General features: G+C 45.6%; 6 protein-coding genes, 9 tRNA genes and 6 rRNA genes. All 21 read left to right on the forward strand.

The genetic code is table 11. The annotated features are described in order from the left end of the window. The first annotated feature begins 97 nt into the window (after nucleotides 1-97). The 21 genes from lysS to radA all read left to right on the forward strand — a co-directional run bounded on the left by lysS (nucleotide 98) and on the right by radA (nucleotide 19,412). A complete protein-coding gene (gene lysS, locus JNUCC23_RS00425) occupies nucleotides 98-1,579 on the forward strand; it encodes a lysine--tRNA ligase (RefSeq protein WP_403078043.1) in 1,482 nt (493 codons plus the stop codon). Nucleotides 1,580-1,974: 395 nt separating this feature from the next. After that, nucleotides 1,975-3,524, forward strand: a 16S ribosomal RNA gene (locus tag JNUCC23_RS00430). A 232-nt stretch (nucleotides 3,525-3,756) separates the two neighbouring features. Continuing rightward, nucleotides 3,757-6,692 (forward strand): 23S ribosomal RNA (locus tag JNUCC23_RS00435). Nucleotides 6,693-6,759: 67 nt separating this feature from the next. Further along, a 5S ribosomal RNA gene (gene rrf, locus JNUCC23_RS00440) occupies nucleotides 6,760-6,875 on the forward strand. Nucleotides 6,876-6,887: 12 nt separating this feature from the next. After that, nucleotides 6,888-6,963: transfer RNA gene (locus JNUCC23_RS00445), tRNA-Val, on the forward strand. A gap of 11 nt (nucleotides 6,964-6,974) precedes the next feature. Next, nucleotides 6,975-7,050 (forward strand) — tRNA-Thr (locus tag JNUCC23_RS00450). Between the two features lie 28 nt (nucleotides 7,051-7,078). Next, a tRNA-Lys gene (locus tag JNUCC23_RS00455) sits at nucleotides 7,079-7,154 on the forward strand. A 12-nt stretch (nucleotides 7,155-7,166) separates the two neighbouring features. Beyond that, nucleotides 7,167-7,248 (forward strand) — tRNA-Leu (locus tag JNUCC23_RS00460). An 8-nt stretch (nucleotides 7,249-7,256) separates the two neighbouring features. Continuing rightward, nucleotides 7,257-7,331: transfer RNA gene (locus JNUCC23_RS00465), tRNA-Gly, on the forward strand. 17 nt (nucleotides 7,332-7,348) lie between these two features. Further along, a tRNA-Leu gene (locus tag JNUCC23_RS00470) sits at nucleotides 7,349-7,437 on the forward strand. A 16-nt stretch (nucleotides 7,438-7,453) separates the two neighbouring features. Beyond that, nucleotides 7,454-7,530, forward strand: a tRNA-Arg gene (locus JNUCC23_RS00475). 6 nt (nucleotides 7,531-7,536) lie between these two features. Continuing rightward, nucleotides 7,537-7,613: transfer RNA gene (locus tag JNUCC23_RS00480), tRNA-Pro, on the forward strand. Between the two features lie 8 nt (nucleotides 7,614-7,621). After that, nucleotides 7,622-7,697: transfer RNA gene (locus tag JNUCC23_RS00485), tRNA-Ala, on the forward strand. Nucleotides 7,698-7,852: 155 nt separating this feature from the next. After that, nucleotides 7,853-9,402, forward strand: a 16S ribosomal RNA gene (locus JNUCC23_RS00490). 232 nt (nucleotides 9,403-9,634) lie between these two features. Then, a 23S ribosomal RNA gene (locus JNUCC23_RS00495) occupies nucleotides 9,635-12,570 on the forward strand. A gap of 67 nt (nucleotides 12,571-12,637) precedes the next feature. Next, a 5S ribosomal RNA gene (gene rrf, locus JNUCC23_RS00500) occupies nucleotides 12,638-12,753 on the forward strand. Together the 16S, 23S and 5S rRNA genes with 9 tRNA genes alongside form the textbook arrangement of a ribosomal RNA operon. Before the next feature lie 483 nt (nucleotides 12,754-13,236). Continuing rightward, nucleotides 13,237-13,698, forward strand: a complete 462-nt coding sequence (locus JNUCC23_RS00505) for a CtsR family transcriptional regulator (RefSeq protein WP_062187155.1) — start codon at nucleotides 13,237-13,239, stop codon at nucleotides 13,696-13,698. A gap of 21 nt (nucleotides 13,699-13,719) precedes the next feature. Continuing rightward, on the forward strand, nucleotides 13,720-14,277 hold the full coding sequence (locus JNUCC23_RS00510) for a UvrB/UvrC motif-containing protein (protein WP_403077892.1): 558 nt from the start codon (nucleotides 13,720-13,722) through the stop codon (nucleotides 14,275-14,277). Next, nucleotides 14,274-15,350: a protein arginine kinase gene (locus JNUCC23_RS00515; RefSeq protein ID WP_454213746.1), complete on the forward strand. Its 1,077-nt coding sequence runs from the start codon at nucleotides 14,274-14,276 to the stop codon at nucleotides 15,348-15,350. The genes JNUCC23_RS00510 and JNUCC23_RS00515 overlap by 4 nt, the downstream gene beginning before the upstream one ends. A gap of 14 nt (nucleotides 15,351-15,364) precedes the next feature. Beyond that, on the forward strand, nucleotides 15,365-17,806 hold the full coding sequence (gene clpC, locus JNUCC23_RS00520) for an ATP-dependent protease ATP-binding subunit ClpC (protein WP_403077901.1): 2,442 nt from the start codon (nucleotides 15,365-15,367) through the stop codon (nucleotides 17,804-17,806). Nucleotides 17,807-18,017: 211 nt separating this feature from the next. Next, nucleotides 18,018-19,412 carry a DNA repair protein RadA gene (gene radA / locus JNUCC23_RS00525; protein WP_403077903.1) on the forward strand — a complete coding sequence of 465 codons (1,395 nt, stop codon included), beginning with the start codon at nucleotides 18,018-18,020 and terminating at the stop codon, nucleotides 19,410-19,412. Nucleotide 19,413: the final 1 nt, after the last annotated feature.

The following is a 19,413-nucleotide window of genomic DNA, read 5'->3' on the forward strand; positions in this document are numbered from 1 at the left end:
ACTGTTCGATTACTTTACTTTGTGTAAAAATAATAGAGTATCTAAATTTAGTAGCGAATCAATATAAAGAGAAATAGAAAAATGGAGATGAACGTTCATGACTGAAGAGTTAAATGACCAATTACAGGTTAGACGAGATAAAATGCAAGCAATCTTGGGTAATGGACAAGATCCGTTTGGAAGCAGATTCGATCGAACTCATCAAGCTAAGGAAGTTATACAAGCTTATAATGAAGTATCGAAGGAGGATCTAGCGGAGCAAGAAATTGAAGTGACAATTGCTGGACGTATCATGACAAAACGAGGAAAGGGTAAAGCTGGATTTGCCCATGTGCAAGATCTGACAGGACAGATTCAAATCTATGTAAGACTGGATGCTGTTGGAGAAGAACAATATCAATCATTTGGACAAACAGACTTAGGGGATATCGTTGGTATTACTGGATTGGTTTTCAAAACAAATGTAGGAGAATTATCAATTAAAGCGACTAACTATGTTTTCTTAACGAAAGCTCTTCGTCCACTGCCAGATAAATTCCACGGATTGAAAGACGTTGAAGAGCGTTACCGTAAACGATACGTTGACCTCATAACAAATGAAGAAAGTAAAAACACGTTGATTTTACGCAGCCAGATTGTCCGATCAATGAGAAGATATTTAGATGATCATGGATATCTTGAAGTAGAAACACCTTTATTACATTCTATTGCAGGTGGAGCGGCAGCACGTCCATTTGAAACGCATCATAACGCATTAGATATGCCTTTAAATCTAAGAATTGCGATTGAACTTCATCTAAAACGCCTGATTGTCGGTGGTCTTGAGAAAGTATATGAAATTGGTCGTGTCTTCAGAAATGAAGGTGTTTCTACACGTCATAATCCTGAATTCACCTTGATTGAATTATATGAAGCATACGCAGATTATCAAGATATCATGAGTCTTACAGAGAACTTAATTGCTCATATTGCAAAAGATGTATTAGGTACAACTACTATTCAATATGGAGATTATGAAATAGAGTTAAATCCTGAGTGGAAACGTCTGCATATGGTTGATGCAGTTAAAGAGTATACAGGTGTAGACTTCTGGAAAACGATGAGCAAGGAAGAAGCGCAACAATTGGCTAAAGAACACGGTATTGAAGTGAAAGATACAATGGAATTTGGACATATTGTTAATGAATTCTTTGAGCAAAAGGTAGAAGAAAAGCTTATTCAACCTACCTTTATTTTTGGTCATCCGGTTGAAATTTCACCATTAGCCAAGAAGAATCCGCAAGATTCACGATTTACAGACCGTTTCGAACTATTTATTGTTGGTCGTGAACATGCAAATGCATTCACTGAGCTAAATGATCCAATAGATCAACGTCAACGATTTGAAGCACAACTAAAAGAACGAGAGCAAGGTAATGATGAAGCGCATGAAATGGACGAAGACTTCATTGAAGCACTTGAATACGGAATGCCGCCAACTGGAGGATTAGGAATTGGGATTGATCGTCTGGTCATGCTATTAACGAATTCTCCATCCATCCGTGACGTGTTATTATTCCCACTTATGAGACAACGTTAATTTCCTATATAACAAAGGACCGTTTAGATAATATCTGCTCGGTCCTTTGTTTATAATAGTTTTAGAATTATGATGTTCTTTAATAAAGCAATGGTTCATTCCTGCATGCTAAGTGAATTTTATATGTTAACTTATAATTTTAGAGGAATTATAAAAAAGTCTTGCGTAATTATTATTATGGTGTTATATTTATATCTGTTGTTAAGAACGAGTTACAAAGACATTAAATTTGTTTTAAAAAACTCTTGACTCTTACATAAACGACATGTTAATATAAAAAAGTCGCTTCTGAGAGAAACGACAAAGATTGCTCTTTGAAAACTGAACAAAACAAAGCGCCAACGTTTTAATTGAAGTGAGTACACACTATAACAACAAATGAGCAAGTCAAACACTTTTTGGAGAGTTTGATCCTGGCTCAGGACGAACGCTGGCGGCGTGCCTAATACATGCAAGTCGAGCGAATGATAGGGAGCTTGCTCCCTTGATTTAGCGGCGGACGGGTGAGTAACACGTGGGCAACCTACCTGTAAGACTGGGATAACTTCGGGAAACCGGAGCTAATACCGGATAATTTCTTTTCTCGCATGAGAAGAGATGGAAAGACGGTTTCGGCTGTCACTTACAGATGGGCCCGCGGCGCATTAGCTAGTTGGTGAGGTAATGGCTCACCAAGGCCACGATGCGTAGCCGACCTGAGAGGGTGATCGGCCACACTGGGACTGAGACACGGCCCAGACTCCTACGGGAGGCAGCAGTAGGGAATCTTCCGCAATGGACGAAAGTCTGACGGAGCAACGCCGCGTGAACGAAGAAGGCCTTCGGGTCGTAAAGTTCTGTTGTTAGGGAAGAACAAGTACCAGAGTAACTGCTGGTACCTTGACGGTACCTAACCAGAAAGCCACGGCTAACTACGTGCCAGCAGCCGCGGTAATACGTAGGTGGCAAGCGTTGTCCGGAATTATTGGGCGTAAAGCGCGCGCAGGTGGTTCCTTAAGTCTGATGTGAAAGCCCACGGCTCAACCGTGGAGGGTCATTGGAAACTGGGGAACTTGAGTGCAGAAGAGGAAAGTGGAATTCCAAGTGTAGCGGTGAAATGCGTAGAGATTTGGAGGAACACCAGTGGCGAAGGCGACTTTCTGGTCTGTAACTGACACTGAGGCGCGAAAGCGTGGGGAGCGAACAGGATTAGATACCCTGGTAGTCCACGCCGTAAACGATGAGTGCTAAGTGTTAGAGGGTTTCCGCCCTTTAGTGCTGCAGCTAACGCATTAAGCACTCCGCCTGGGGAGTACGGCCGCAAGGCTGAAACTCAAAGGAATTGACGGGGGCCCGCACAAGCGGTGGAGCATGTGGTTTAATTCGAAGCAACGCGAAGAACCTTACCAGGTCTTGACATCCTTTTGCCCTCTCTAGAGATAGAGACTTCCCTTCGGGGACAAAAGTGACAGGTGGTGCATGGTTGTCGTCAGCTCGTGTCGTGAGATGTTGGGTTAAGTCCCGCAACGAGCGCAACCCTTGATCTTAGTTGCCAGCATTTAGTTGGGCACTCTAAGGTGACTGCCGGTGACAAACCGGAGGAAGGTGGGGATGACGTCAAATCATCATGCCCCTTATGACCTGGGCTACACACGTGCTACAATGGATGGTACAAAGAGCTGCAAACCCGCGAGGGTAAGCGAATCTCATAAAGCCATTCTCAGTTCGGATTGTAGGCTGCAACTCGCCTACATGAAGCCGGAATCGCTAGTAATCGTGGATCAGCATGCCACGGTGAATACGTTCCCGGGCCTTGTACACACCGCCCGTCACACCACGAGAGTTTGTAACACCCGAAGTCGGTGAGGTAACCGCAAGGAGCCAGCCGCCTAAGGTGGGACAGATGATTGGGGTGAAGTCGTAACAAGGTAGCCGTATCGGAAGGTGCGGCTGGATCACCTCCTTTCTAAGGAATATAACGAGCGCTTTTGTTTTGTTCAGTTTTGAATGAGTAATTCATTCATTCGTGGTAAATGAAAGCAACAGATTAGTCTTTTGCTTATTCGTTGCCGAATCGTTCTTTGAAAACTAGATAATAGATAGAAGGCAAATTTTTGCATTAATTTTTTCAAGACATCAAGTAAGACCTTTTAACAACTAGGTTGTTTGATAAACTTTCCGTTTATCAGCCACCATATGGTTAAGTTAGAAAGGGCGCACGGTGGATGCCTTGGCACTAGGAGCCGATGAAGGACGGGACTAACACCGATATGCTTCGGGGAGCTGTAAGTAAGCTTTGATCCGGAGATTTCCGAATGGGGAAACCCACTGTTCGTAATGGAACAGTATCTTTACCTGAATACATAGGGTACTGAAGGCAGACCCGGGGAACTGAAACATCTAAGTACCCGGAGGAAGAGAAAGCAAACGCGATTTCCTGAGTAGCGGCGAGCGAAACGGAAGATAGCCCAAACCAAGAGGCTTGCCTCTTGGGGTTGTAGGACACTCAACATGGAGTTACAAAGGAACGGGGTAAGTGAAGTGATCTGGAAAGGTCCGTCAAAGAAGGTAAAAACCCTGTAGCTGAAACTTCGTTCCCTCCTGAGTGGATCCTGAGTACGGCGGGACACGAGAAATCCCGTCGGAAGCAGGGAGGACCATCTCCCAAGGCTAAATACTACCTAGTGACCGATAGTGAACCAGTACCGTGAGGGAAAGGTGAAAAGCACCCCGGAAGGGGAGTGAAATAGATCCTGAAACCGTGTGCCTACAAGTAGTTAGAGCCCGTTAATGGGTGATAGCGTGCCTTTTGTAGAATGAACCGGCGAGTTACGATTTCATGCAAGGTTAAGTTGATAAGACGGAGCCGCAGCGAAAGCGAGTCTGAATAGGGCGCATGAGTATGAGGTCGTAGACCCGAAACCAGGTGATCTACCCATGTCCAGGGTGAAGTTCAGGTAACACTGAATGGAGGCCCGAACCCACGTACGTTGAAAAGTGCGGGGATGAGGTGTGGGTAGCGGAGAAATTCCAATCGAACCTGGAGATAGCTGGTTCTCTCCGAAATAGCTTTAGGGCTAGCCTCGAGATGAGAGTATTGGAGGTAGAGCACTGATTGGACTAGGGGCCCCCAACGGGTTACCGAATTCAGTCAAACTCCGAATGCCAAATACTTATTCTCGGGAGTCAGACTGCGAGTGATAAGATCCGTAGTCAAGAGGGAAACAGCCCAGACCACCAGCTAAGGTCCCCAAGTTTACGTTAAGTGGAAAAGGATGTGGAGTTGCTTAGACAACCAGGATGTTGGCTCAGAAGCAGCCATCATTTAAAGAGTGCGTAATAGCTCACTGGTCGAGTGACTCTGCGCCGAAAATGTACCGGGGCTAAACGTAACACCGAAGCTGTGGATGGATACCGTATGGTATCCGTGGTAGGAGAGCGTTCTAAGGGCGTTGAAGCTAGACCGGAAGGACTGGTGGAGCGCTTAGAAGTGAGAATGCCGGTATGAGTAGCGAAAGAAGGGTGAGAATCCCTTCCACCGAATGCCTAAGGTTTCCTGAGGAAGGCTCGTCCGCTCAGGGTTAGTCGGGACCTAAGCCGAGGCTGAAAAGCGTAGGCGATGGACAACAGGTTGATATTCCTGTACCACCTATACATCGTTTGAGCGATGGGGGGACGCAGAAGGATAGGGTAAGCGCGCTGTTGGATATGCGCGTCCAAGCAGTTAGGCCGGAAACGAGGAAAATCCCGTTTCCATTAAGGCGGAGCTGTGATGGCGAGGGAAATATAGTACCGAAGTTCCTGATTCCACGCTGCCAAGAAAAGCCTCTAGTGAGATGTAGGGTGCCCGTACCGCAAACCGACACAGGTAGGCGAGGAGAGAATCCTAAGGTGTGCGAGAGAACTCTCGTTAAGGAACTCGGCAAAATGACCCCGTAACTTCGGGAGAAGGGGTGCTTTTTAGGGTGAATAGCCCGGAAAAGCCGCAGTGAATAGGCCCAGGCGACTGTTTAGCAAAAACACAGGTCTCTGCGAAGCCGCAAGGCGAAGTATAGGGGCTGACGCCTGCCCGGTGCTGGAAGGTTAAGAGGAGAGGTTAGCCGCAAGGCGAAGCTTTGAATTGAAGCCCCAGTAAACGGCGGCCGTAACTATAACGGTCCTAAGGTAGCGAAATTCCTTGTCGGGTAAGTTCCGACCCGCACGAAAGGCGTAACGATCTGGGCACTGTCTCAACGAGAGACTCGGTGAAATTATAGTACCTGTGAAGATGCAGGTTACCCGCGACAGGACGGAAAGACCCCGTGGAGCTTTACTGCAGCCTGATATTGAATTTTGGTACAGCTTGTACAGGATAGGTAGGAGCCTGTGAAGCCGGAGCGCTAGCTTCGGTCGAGGCGTCGGTGGGATACTACCCTGGCTGTATTGAAATTCTAACCCGCGCCCCTTATCGGGGCGGGAGACAGTGTCAGGCGGGCAGTTTGACTGGGGCGGTCGCCTCCTAAAATGTAACGGAGGCGCCCAAAGGTTCCCTCAGAATGGTTGGAAATCATTCGTAGAGTGTAAAGGCACAAGGGAGCTTGACTGCGAGACCTACAAGTCGAGCAGGGACGAAAGTCGGGCTTAGTGATCCGGTGGTTCCGCATGGAAGGGCCATCGCTCAACGGATAAAAGCTACCCCGGGGATAACAGGCTTATCTCCCCCAAGAGTCCACATCGACGGGGAGGTTTGGCACCTCGATGTCGGCTCATCGCATCCTGGGGCTGTAGTCGGTCCCAAGGGTTGGGCTGTTCGCCCATTAAAGCGGTACGCGAGCTGGGTTCAGAACGTCGTGAGACAGTTCGGTCCCTATCCGTCGTGGGCGCAGGAAATTTGAGAGGAGCTGTCCTTAGTACGAGAGGACCGGGATGGACGCACCGCTGGTGTACCAGTTGTTCTGCCAAGAGCATCGCTGGGTAGCTACGTGCGGACGGGATAAATGCTGAAAGCATCTAAGCATGAAGCCCCCCTCAAGATGAGATTTCCCATAGCGTAAGCTAGTAAGATCCCTGAAAGATGATCAGGTTGATAGGTCAGAGGTGGAAGCGTGGCGACATGTGGAGCTGACTGATACTAATCGATCGAGGACTTAACCTTATTGTTCTTGAAAAAAGCAAAAACCCTTCTTATTATCTAGTTTTGAAGGAATGATATTCCTTTATTGTTTGGTGGCGATAGCAAAGAGGTCACACCCGTTCCCATTCCGAACACGGAAGTTAAGCTCTTTAGCGCCGATGGTAGTTGGGGGTCTCCCCCTGTGAGAGTAGGACGTTGCCAAGCATTATTCATAATGGAGGATTAGCTCAGCTGGGAGAGCATCTGCCTTACAAGCAGAGGGTCGGCGGTTCGATCCCGTCATCCTCCACCATTATCTATAGTGCCGGTGTAGCTCAACTGGTAGAGCAACTGACTTGTAATCAGTAGGTTGGGGGTTCAAGTCCTCTTGCCGGCACCAGTTTCATTTACAGATTATTTATTAGGACGAGCCATTAGCTCAGTTGGTAGAGCATCTGACTTTTAATCAGAGGGTCGCAGGTTCGAATCCTGCATGGCTCACCATTATATTATTATGCGGGTGTGGCGGAATTGGCAGACGCACCAGACTTAGGATCTGGCGCCGCAAGGCGTGGGGGTTCAAGTCCCTTCACCCGCACTTTGTATGCGGAAGTAGTTCAGTGGTAGAATACAACCTTGCCAAGGTTGGGGTCGCGGGTTCGAATCCCGTCTTCCGCTCCACTTTTCATTTCGTATATGCCGGGGTGGCGGAACTGGCAGACGCACAGGACTTAAAATCCTGCGGTAGGTGACTACCGTACCGGTTCGATTCCGGTCCTCGGCACCATTTTTTACATCTATACGCGCCCGTAGCTCAATTGGATAGAGCGTCTGACTACGGATCAGAAGGTTATGGGTTCGACTCCTTTCGGGCGCGCCATATAGACGGGAAGTAGCTCAGCTTGGTAGAGCACTTGGTTTGGGACCAAGGGGTCGCAGGTTCGAATCCTGTCTTCCCGACCATTTATTTTGGGGCCTTAGCTCAGCTGGGAGAGCGCCTGCCTTGCACGCAGGAGGTCAGCGGTTCGATCCCGCTAGGCTCCACCAAAAAATGTTGACAAATTATAAAAGATTTGTTAACATGATAAAGTCGCTTCTGAGAGAAACGACAAAGATTGCTCTTTGAAAACTGAACAAAACAAAGCGCCAACGTTTAAATTGAAGTGAGTACACACTATAAAAACAATGAGCAAGTCAAACACTTTTTGGAGAGTTTGATCCTGGCTCAGGACGAACGCTGGCGGCGTGCCTAATACATGCAAGTCGAGCGAATGATAGGGAGCTTGCTCCCTTGATTTAGCGGCGGACGGGTGAGTAACACGTGGGCAACCTACCTGTAAGACTGGGATAACTTCGGGAAACCGGAGCTAATACCGGATAATTTCTTTTCTCGCATGAGAAGAGATGGAAAGACGGTTTCGGCTGTCACTTACAGATGGGCCCGCGGCGCATTAGCTAGTTGGTGAGGTAATGGCTCACCAAGGCCACGATGCGTAGCCGACCTGAGAGGGTGATCGGCCACACTGGGACTGAGACACGGCCCAGACTCCTACGGGAGGCAGCAGTAGGGAATCTTCCGCAATGGACGAAAGTCTGACGGAGCAACGCCGCGTGAACGAAGAAGGCCTTCGGGTCGTAAAGTTCTGTTGTTAGGGAAGAACAAGTACCAGAGTAACTGCTGGTACCTTGACGGTACCTAACCAGAAAGCCACGGCTAACTACGTGCCAGCAGCCGCGGTAATACGTAGGTGGCAAGCGTTGTCCGGAATTATTGGGCGTAAAGCGCGCGCAGGTGGTTCCTTAAGTCTGATGTGAAAGCCCACGGCTCAACCGTGGAGGGTCATTGGAAACTGGGGAACTTGAGTGCAGAAGAGGAAAGTGGAATTCCAAGTGTAGCGGTGAAATGCGTAGAGATTTGGAGGAACACCAGTGGCGAAGGCGACTTTCTGGTCTGTAACTGACACTGAGGCGCGAAAGCGTGGGGAGCGAACAGGATTAGATACCCTGGTAGTCCACGCCGTAAACGATGAGTGCTAAGTGTTAGAGGGTTTCCGCCCTTTAGTGCTGCAGCTAACGCATTAAGCACTCCGCCTGGGGAGTACGGCCGCAAGGCTGAAACTCAAAGGAATTGACGGGGGCCCGCACAAGCGGTGGAGCATGTGGTTTAATTCGAAGCAACGCGAAGAACCTTACCAGGTCTTGACATCCTTTTGCCCTCTCTAGAGATAGAGACTTCCCTTCGGGGACAAAAGTGACAGGTGGTGCATGGTTGTCGTCAGCTCGTGTCGTGAGATGTTGGGTTAAGTCCCGCAACGAGCGCAACCCTTGATCTTAGTTGCCAGCATTTAGTTGGGCACTCTAAGGTGACTGCCGGTGACAAACCGGAGGAAGGTGGGGATGACGTCAAATCATCATGCCCCTTATGACCTGGGCTACACACGTGCTACAATGGATGGTACAAAGAGCTGCAAACCCGCGAGGGTAAGCGAATCTCATAAAGCCATTCTCAGTTCGGATTGTAGGCTGCAACTCGCCTACATGAAGCCGGAATCGCTAGTAATCGTGGATCAGCATGCCACGGTGAATACGTTCCCGGGCCTTGTACACACCGCCCGTCACACCACGAGAGTTTGTAACACCCGAAGTCGGTGAGGTAACCGCAAGGAGCCAGCCGCCTAAGGTGGGACAGATGATTGGGGTGAAGTCGTAACAAGGTAGCCGTATCGGAAGGTGCGGCTGGATCACCTCCTTTCTAAGGAATATAACGAGCGCTTTTGTTTTGTTCAGTTTTGAATGAGTAATTCATTCATTCGTGGTAAATGAAAGCAACAGATTAGTCTTTTGCTTATTCGTTGCCGAATCGTTCTTTGAAAACTAGATAATAGATAGAAGGAAAATTTTTGCATTAATTTTTTCAAGACATCAAGTAAGACCTTTTAACAACTAGGTTGTTTGATAAACTTTCCGTTTATCAGCCACCATATGGTTAAGTTAGAAAGGGCGCACGGTGGATGCCTTGGCACTAGGAGCCGATGAAGGACGGGACTAACACCGATATGCTTCGGGGAGCTGTAAGTAAGCTTTGATCCGGAGATTTCCGAATGGGGAAACCCACTGTTCGTAATGGAACAGTATCTTTACCTGAATACATAGGGTACTGAAGGCAGACCCGGGGAACTGAAACATCTAAGTACCCGGAGGAAGAGAAAGCAAACGCGATTTCCTGAGTAGCGGCGAGCGAAACGGAAGATAGCCCAAACCAAGAGGCTTGCCTCTTGGGGTTGTAGGACACTCAACATGGAGTTACAAAGGAACGGGGTAAGTGAAGTGATCTGGAAAGGTCCGTCAAAGAAGGTAAAAACCCTGTAGCTGAAACTTCGTTCCCTCCTGAGTGGATCCTGAGTACGGCGGGACACGAGAAATCCCGTCGGAAGCAGGGAGGACCATCTCCCAAGGCTAAATACTACCTAGTGACCGATAGTGAACCAGTACCGTGAGGGAAAGGTGAAAAGCACCCCGGAAGGGGAGTGAAATAGATCCTGAAACCGTGTGCCTACAAGTAGTTAGAGCCCGTTAATGGGTGATAGCGTGCCTTTTGTAGAATGAACCGGCGAGTTACGATTTCATGCAAGGTTAAGTTGATAAGACGGAGCCGCAGCGAAAGCGAGTCTGAATAGGGCGCATGAGTATGAGGTCGTAGACCCGAAACCAGGTGATCTACCCATGTCCAGGGTGAAGTTCAGGTAACACTGAATGGAGGCCCGAACCCACGTACGTTGAAAAGTGCGGGGATGAGGTGTGGGTAGCGGAGAAATTCCAATCGAACCTGGAGATAGCTGGTTCTCTCCGAAATAGCTTTAGGGCTAGCCTCGAGATGAGAGTATTGGAGGTAGAGCACTGATTGGACTAGGGGCCCCCAACGGGTTACCGAATTCAGTCAAACTCCGAATGCCAAATACTTATTCTCGGGAGTCAGACTGCGAGTGATAAGATCCGTAGTCAAGAGGGAAACAGCCCAGACCACCAGCTAAGGTCCCCAAGTTTACGTTAAGTGGAAAAGGATGTGGAGTTGCTTAGACAACCAGGATGTTGGCTCAGAAGCAGCCATCATTTAAAGAGTGCGTAATAGCTCACTGGTCGAGTGACTCTGCGCCGAAAATGTACCGGGGCTAAACGTAACACCGAAGCTGTGGATGGATACCGTATGGTATCCGTGGTAGGAGAGCGTTCTAAGGGCGTTGAAGCTAGACCGGAAGGACTGGTGGAGCGCTTAGAAGTGAGAATGCCGGTATGAGTAGCGAAAGAAGGGTGAGAATCCCTTCCACCGAATGCCTAAGGTTTCCTGAGGAAGGCTCGTCCGCTCAGGGTTAGTCGGGACCTAAGCCGAGGCTGAAAAGCGTAGGCGATGGACAACAGGTTGATATTCCTGTACCACCTATACATCGTTTGAGCGATGGGGGGACGCAGAAGGATAGGGTAAGCGCGCTGTTGGATATGCGCGTCCAAGCAGTTAGGCCGGAAACGAGGAAAATCCCGTTTCCATTAAGGCGGAGCTGTGATGGCGAGGGAAATATAGTACCGAAGTTCCTGATTCCACGCTGCCAAGAAAAGCCTCTAGTGAGATGTAGGGTGCCCGTACCGCAAACCGACACAGGTAGGCGAGGAGAGAATCCTAAGGTGTGCGAGAGAACTCTCGTTAAGGAACTCGGCAAAATGACCCCGTAACTTCGGGAGAAGGGGTGCTTTTTAGGGTGAATAGCCCGGAAAAGCCGCAGTGAATAGGCCCAGGCGACTGTTTAGCAAAAACACAGGTCTCTGCGAAGCCGCAAGGCGAAGTATAGGGGCTGACGCCTGCCCGGTGCTGGAAGGTTAAGAGGAGAGGTTAGCCGCAAGGCGAAGCTTTGAATTGAAGCCCCAGTAAACGGCGGCCGTAACTATAACGGTCCTAAGGTAGCGAAATTCCTTGTCGGGTAAGTTCCGACCCGCACGAAAGGCGTAACGATCTGGGCACTGTCTCAACGAGAGACTCGGTGAAATTATAGTACCTGTGAAGATGCAGGTTACCCGCGACAGGACGGAAAGACCCCGTGGAGCTTTACTGCAGCCTGATATTGAATTTTGGTACAGCTTGTACAGGATAGGTAGGAGCCTGTGAAGCCGGAGCGCTAGCTTCGGTCGAGGCGTCGGTGGGATACTACCCTGGCTGTATTGAAATTCTAACCCGCGCCCCTTATCGGGGCGGGAGACAGTGTCAGGCGGGCAGTTTGACTGGGGCGGTCGCCTCCTAAAATGTAACGGAGGCGCCCAAAGGTTCCCTCAGAATGGTTGGAAATCATTCGTAGAGTGTAAAGGCACAAGGGAGCTTGACTGCGAGACCTACAAGTCGAGCAGGGACGAAAGTCGGGCTTAGTGATCCGGTGGTTCCGCATGGAAGGGCCATCGCTCAACGGATAAAAGCTACCCCGGGGATAACAGGCTTATCTCCCCCAAGAGTCCACATCGACGGGGAGGTTTGGCACCTCGATGTCGGCTCATCGCATCCTGGGGCTGTAGTCGGTCCCAAGGGTTGGGCTGTTCGCCCATTAAAGCGGTACGCGAGCTGGGTTCAGAACGTCGTGAGACAGTTCGGTCCCTATCCGTCGTGGGCGCAGGAAATTTGAGAGGAGCTGTCCTTAGTACGAGAGGACCGGGATGGACGCACCGCTGGTGTACCAGTTGTTCTGCCAAGAGCATCGCTGGGTAGCTACGTGCGGACGGGATAAATGCTGAAAGCATCTAAGCATGAAGCCCCCCTCAAGATGAGATTTCCCATAGCGTAAGCTAGTAAGATCCCTGAAAGATGATCAGGTTGATAGGTCAGAGGTGGAAGCGTGGCGACATGTGGAGCTGACTGATACTAATCGATCGAGGACTTAACCTTATTGTTCTTGAAAAAAGCAAAAATCCTTCTTATTATCTAGTTTTGAAGGAATGATATTCCTTTATTGTTTGGTGGCGATAGCAAAGAGGTCACACCCGTTCCCATTCCGAACACGGAAGTTAAGCTCTTTAGCGCCGATGGTAGTTGGGGGTCTCCCCCTGTGAGAGTAGGACGTTGCCAAGCAAATTGAGAGGAGAGGTCAGCTATTTATAGCTGGCCTCTTTTTAATTTAAATGAGCCGTTTAAGGTACTGCTACGAAATCAAAAAACCCAGCTATTTATAGTTGAGTTTTTTGATTTCTCACATATATACTCAATAAATAGCATCATTCCTGAAACTAACTATAGTAATGGTGCTTTTACACACCACTTTTATTCATTAAAGCTTTGCTTGGTATTGAAGGCTAACTCCTTGATTTAAGTTTGAATTTTATAAATTTGTTTAGAGTTTTCTTTTCGAACAAAAATTAAAAATCCTGCACAACCTTTCATTATGGTTAAAGAAATCACTGAGTATTAAAAAAATTAATTTTCAAGTTAAAATACATAACAAATGGAAATAATGGATTATATAATCAAAAAAATAAATGCATCTAGGTTGCAAAATTGGTTTTTCGTTGTATAATGATAGTCAAATATAGTCAAAGTCAGGATGGGGGAGGGCGAGTGAAAAATATATCTGATATTATCGAAGGTTATTTAAAACAAGTTCTCGAGATGAGTCAGAAAGACATTTTAGAAATTAAAAGAAGCGAAGTTGCTGATAAGTTTCAATGTGTACCATCTCAAATAAATTACGTAATTAATACGAGATTTACCATTGAACGAGGCTACTTAGTGGAAAGTAAGCGCGGTGGTGGGGGTTACATTAGAATTATGAAGGTTCAAACACACGACCACGCGGATTTAATAGATCAACTACTGGCATTAATTGGTTCTAGAGTTTCTCAAACAGCAGCTGAAGATATTATTATACGGCTTGTGAATGAGGATATTATTTCTAATAGAGAGGCGAAAATCATGCTTAGTGTGATTGATCGTTCTGTGATTTATATCGATTTACCTGTACGTGATGAATTAAGGGCAAGCATTTTAAATGCAATGCTGACCACTTTAAAATATAAATAAAGACCCGGCAGAGGTGATAAAATGGTTTGTCAAGAATGTAATCAAAGACCAGCAGCTTTGCACTTCACAAAAATTATTAATGGTGAAAAGAAAGAAATCCATATTTGCGATAAGTGTGCACAAGAAAAAGGTGATTTATTTATGCAAAGTGGTGCAAACGGATTTTCAATAAACAACTTATTGTCCGGTTTACTTAATATAGAACCATTTCTTCAGCAAAAGAAAACGAGTACGTTTCCACATGTTGAAGAGTTAAAGTGTAAGAACTGTCATTTAACGTTTAAAGAATTTGTCCATGTTGGGAAATTTGGATGTGCAACATGTTATGAGGAGTTTAAAGATAGTTTGGATCCTATTTTAAAAAGAGTGCATGGCGGCAATACTGCACATGTTGGGAAAATACCAGAAAGATTAGGCGAGAGCATTCATCTTAGAAAACAAATAAAGGATTTAAAAAGTGAACTGAAAGCCCTCATTGATCAAGAAGAATTTGAACAGGCGGCTTTGGTGCGAGATCAAATACGTTTACTTGAAAAAGGTGACGAAGCAGCTGTAGAGGAAAGGGGAAACCAGCTATGACTTTAGATCACTTTGCGCAAAATGCAAAAAGCTCTTGGTGGAATGAAGCTGGTCCTGATGCGGATATTGTTCGAAGCTCCAGAATTAGATTGGCGAGAAACTTCAGGGATTATAAATTCCCAACTATATACAATAAAGAAGAAGCCAACGAAATTATGGAGTTAGTAAAGGAAAAGCTAGAAAAGTCAAATGCCACTGTAGTGGGAAATTTGGAGCTTTTCGAATTAGAGAAGCTTGAACCTCTCGAAAGGCAGGTATTGGTTGAAAAACACTTGATCAGTCCCAATTTAGCCGAAGATTCCTTGTACGCTGCTTGTCTGCTATCTGAAAATGAGGAAATTAGCATTATGGTGAATGAAGAGGAGCATATCCGGATTCAATGCATGGTATCTGGTTTGCAGTTAACAGAAGCCTTGGAAGTAGCTAATAAATATGATGATTGGGTGGAGCAGCAGATTGATTATGCGTACGATGAAGAGAGGGGCTATTTAACAAGCTGTCCAACAAATGTAGGAACAGGCTTAAGAGCGTCAGTTATGATGCATCTACCGGGCCTAGTCCTGACTCGTCAAATTAACAAAATTATCCCAGCAATTAACCAATTAGGTCTTGTTGTCAGAGGAATGTATGGGGAGGGCAGTAGTGCAGTAGGTAATATTTTTCAGATATCAAACCAGATTACACTTGGAAAATCAGAGAAAGATATTGTGGAAGACTTGACTAGTGTTGTTCAACAAATCATTGCACAAGAAAGGTCCGCCAGAGAAGCATTAGTTAAAACCTCTCACATACAATTAGAAGATAGAGTATATCGTTCTCTTGGAGTTTTATTGAATGCGAGGATTATTGAATCAATGGAAGCTGCTACATGTATATCAGATGTTAGTTTAGGTATCGATTTAGGGTATATAAAAAATATAGAAAAAAGTGTAATGAATGAATTAATGATTTTAACGCAGCCAGGATTTTTACAAAAGTACGCAGGTGGACCGTTACAACCATATGAAAGAGATGTTCGCCGCGCTTCGTTAATACGTGAACGGTTAGATTCAGCCCAAATTGAAAATTCTTAAGGAGGAATTATCCTATGATGTTTGGACGATTTACTGAGAGAGCTCAAAAAGTATTAGCATTAGCCCAAGAAGAAGCTATTCGTTTGGGACATAATAATATTGGAACCGAACATATTCTATTAGGTCTCGTTCGTGAGGGAGAAGGTATTGCTGCAAAGGCACTATACGCACTGGGGCTTGGCTCAGATAAAATTCAAAAGGAAGTAGAAAACTTAATTGGCCGTGGTCAAGAGAAGGCTCAAACGATTCATTATACCCCAAGAGCCAAAAAGGTCATTGAGCTTTCTATGGATGAAGCACGAAAACTTGGGCATTCTTATGTTGGTACTGAGCATGTTCTACTAGGGTTAATCCGTGAAGGAGAAGGCGTCGCTGCCCGTGTTCTTAATAATCTTGGAGTAAGTTTGAACAAAGCACGTCAGCAAGTACTACAACTGCTAGGGAGCAATGAGACTGGTGGTCATCAGGGTACTGCATCAGTAAATGCCAGTACGCCAACCCTAGATGGTTTAGCCCGTGATTTAACGGCAATTGCACGTGAAGGAAGTCTGGACCCGGTCATTGGCCGTAGTAAAGAAATCCAACGTGTGATCGAAGTGCTAAGTCGTCGTACAAAAAATAACCCAGTCCTAATCGGAGAACCGGGAGTAGGTAAAACAGCAATTGCAGAAGGACTTGCGCAACAAATTATTAATAATGAGGTTCCAGAAATTCTTCGTGACAAGCGCGTTATGACACTTGATATGGGGACTGTAGTAGCTGGCACGAAATACCGTGGTGAGTTTGAAGATCGTCTGAAGAAAGTGATGGATGAAATTCGCCAAGCTGGAAATATCATTTTATTTATTGATGAGTTACACACATTAATTGGTGCTGGTGGAGCAGAGGGAGCGATTGATGCATCCAATATTTTAAAACCTTCATTAGCTCGTGGTGAGTTGCAATGTATTGGAGCAACGACTCTCGATGAATATCGAAAATATATTGAAAAAGATGCAGCCCTAGAACGCAGATTCCAGCCAATTACAGTTAATGAGCCTACAATAGAGGAATCGATTCTAATTCTTAAAGGGCTACGTGATCGTTATGAAGCGCATCACCGTGTTTCAATTACAGATGAATCGATTGATGCAGCGGTTAAGCTTTCTGATCGTTATATTTCTGACCGTTTTCTTCCAGATAAAGCGATTGATTTAATTGATGAAGCTGGTTCGAAGGTTCGATTGCGTTCTTATACGACTCCACCAAATTTAAAAGAATTAGAAGTGAAACTTGATGAAGTACGAAAAGAAAAAGACTCTTCTGTACAAAGCCAAGAGTTTGAAAAGGCAGCTTCTTTACGTGATACTGAACAGCGATTAAGAGAGCAGCTGGAAGAAACGAAGAAGACATGGAAAGAAAAGCAGGGTCAAGAAAATAGTGAAGTAACAGTGGATGATATCGCTCACGTCGTATCAAGTTGGACGGGTGTCCCTGTTACAAGACTCGCACAAACAGAATCAGATAAATTATTGAATATGGAATCTATACTTCACGATCGTGTAATTGGTCAAGAGGAAGCGGTCATTGCTGTTGCAAAAGCCGTTCGCCGTGCTCGAGCAGGCTTGAAAGATCCGAAACGTCCAATAGGTTCATTTATTTTCCTTGGACCGACAGGAGTTGGGAAAACAGAATTAGCAAGAGCATTGGCTGAATCCATCTTTGGTGATGAAGAGGCAATGATTCGTATTGACATGTCGGAATACATGGAGAAACATTCGACTTCACGCCTTGTTGGTTCACCTCCGGGATATGTAGGATATGAAGAAGGTGGGCAATTAACGGAAAAAGTACGTAGAAAGCCGTACTCTGTCGTTCTATTAGATGAGATTGAAAAGGCTCATCCAGATGTATTCAACATCCTTCTTCAGGTATTAGAGGATGGGAGATTAACGGACTCTAAGGGTCGTACAGTAGATTTTAGAAATACGATTCTAATTATGACTTCTAATGTGGGGGCATCTGCTCTAAAATTGAATAAATATGTAGGATTTAACATTCAAGATCAAGGTCAGGATTATAAGGATATGAAAGGAAAGGTAATGGAAGAGCTGAAGCGAGCATTCCGTCCAGAGTTCCTTAACCGTATCGATGAAACAATTGTATTCCATGCACTTGAGAGAAAGCATCTGAAAGAAATTGTTACACTAATGTCAGCTCAACTTACAAATCGCCTAATCGAGCAGGAAATTCTCATTGAATTGACGGATGCTGCGAAAGAAAAGATCGCTGAAGTAGGGTATGATCCCGAATATGGGGCTCGCCCAATTCGTAGGGCACTTCAGAAACACGTGGAAGATTACTTATCTGAAGAGCTATTGAAAGGAAATGTTCAAAAAAATCATCCGGTTACTATAGATGTAAAAGACGGCGAATTTTTACTAAAATATGAAGAGCCAGTAAATAGTAATATATAAGGCAATGACAAGAAGAGGTACATACTATAATGTGATGTACCTCTCTTTTATTAAGTAAATCTATATTTTTTTAGAAAATAGTTGGAATGATTATGAGATAAGCAGGATTATTACGACTTCATACATAATATCTTTAGTGTAGGGATTTTTTTACATAAATATATTTGGGAATAAGAGGATTATTTATTTTACTAAAAGAGAGGAAGCTATTATGGCAACAAAGAAAAAGACAAAATTTATGTGTCAATCATGTGGATATGAGTCAGCAAAATGGATGGGGAAATGCCCAGGCTGTGGCGAATGGAACAAGATGGTTGAGGAAGTTGAAATTGTGAAGCCACAGAGACGTGGAGGAGCCTTTACGCATTCAGAGGGTATCACGGGAAATGCAGAACGTCAAAAGGCAATACCCATTACAACAATTGAAACGTTGCAAGAGCCAAGGATTGCTACGGATTTAGCTGAGCTAAACCGGGCATTAGGTGGAGGGATTGTTCAAGGGTCACTCGTTTTAATCGGTGGTGATCCGGGTATTGGTAAGTCAACACTTTTGCTACAAGTATCATCTCAACTCGCACAGAAGCAGAAGAAGGTCCTCTATATTTCCGGAGAAGAGTCTGTTAAACAAACAAAGTTACGTGCCGATCGACTTGGTGTTACATCTGACCATTTATATGTGTATTCAGAAACAGATATGGATTATATCCAGCAGGCGATTGCTGAAGTGAATCCAGACCTTGTTATTATTGATTCCATTCAGACGGTCTACCAGTCGGAAGTCACCTCAGCCCCTGGAAGTGTATCACAGGTAAGGGAATGTACAGCTACTTTAATGCGCATCGCAAAATCGAATGGAATTGCCATTTTTATTGTTGGGCATGTAACGAAGGAAGGGGCAATTGCAGGTCCTAGATTATTGGAGCATATGGTAGATACGGTATTATACTTCGAAGGAGAGAGACATCATACATATCGAATTATCCGAGCTGTCAAGAATCGCTTTGGTTCGACAAATGAAATGGGTATTTTTGAAATGAAAGAGAGTGGCCTGGAAGAGGTCGCAAATCCATCTGAAATTTTCCTCGAAGAACGGTCCCAAGGTGCCGCTGGTTCAACAGTCGTTGCCTCTATGGAAGGAACACGACCTGTGCTTGTGGAAATCCAAGCACTCGTATCTCCGACAAGCTTTGGAAACCCACGAAGGATGGCAACTGGAATTGACCATAATCGAGTATCGCTTTTGATGGCTGTTTTAGAAAAAAGAGTCGGTTTACTCTTACAAAATCAAGATGCTTATCTAAAAGTAGCGGGCGGAGTAAAACTGGATGAACCTGCAATCGACCTTGCTATTTCTGTAAGTATTGCTTCGAGCTTTCGTGACAAATCAACGAAACCTACGGATTGTATTATTGGAGAGGTAGGACTAACAGGTGAAGTTAGAAGAGTATCAAGAATTGAACAAAGGGTTCAGGAGGCGGTTAAACTTGGCTTTGAACGGGTGATTGTTCCAGCTAATAATATCAGTGGTTGGAGTGCACCTAAAGGAATTGAAATTATCGGAGTGTCAACCGTTGCGGAAGCTCTTAAGTATGCTCTAGGAGGCTAAA

It is taken from the genome of Peribacillus sp. JNUCC 23, from assembly GCF_053653995.1.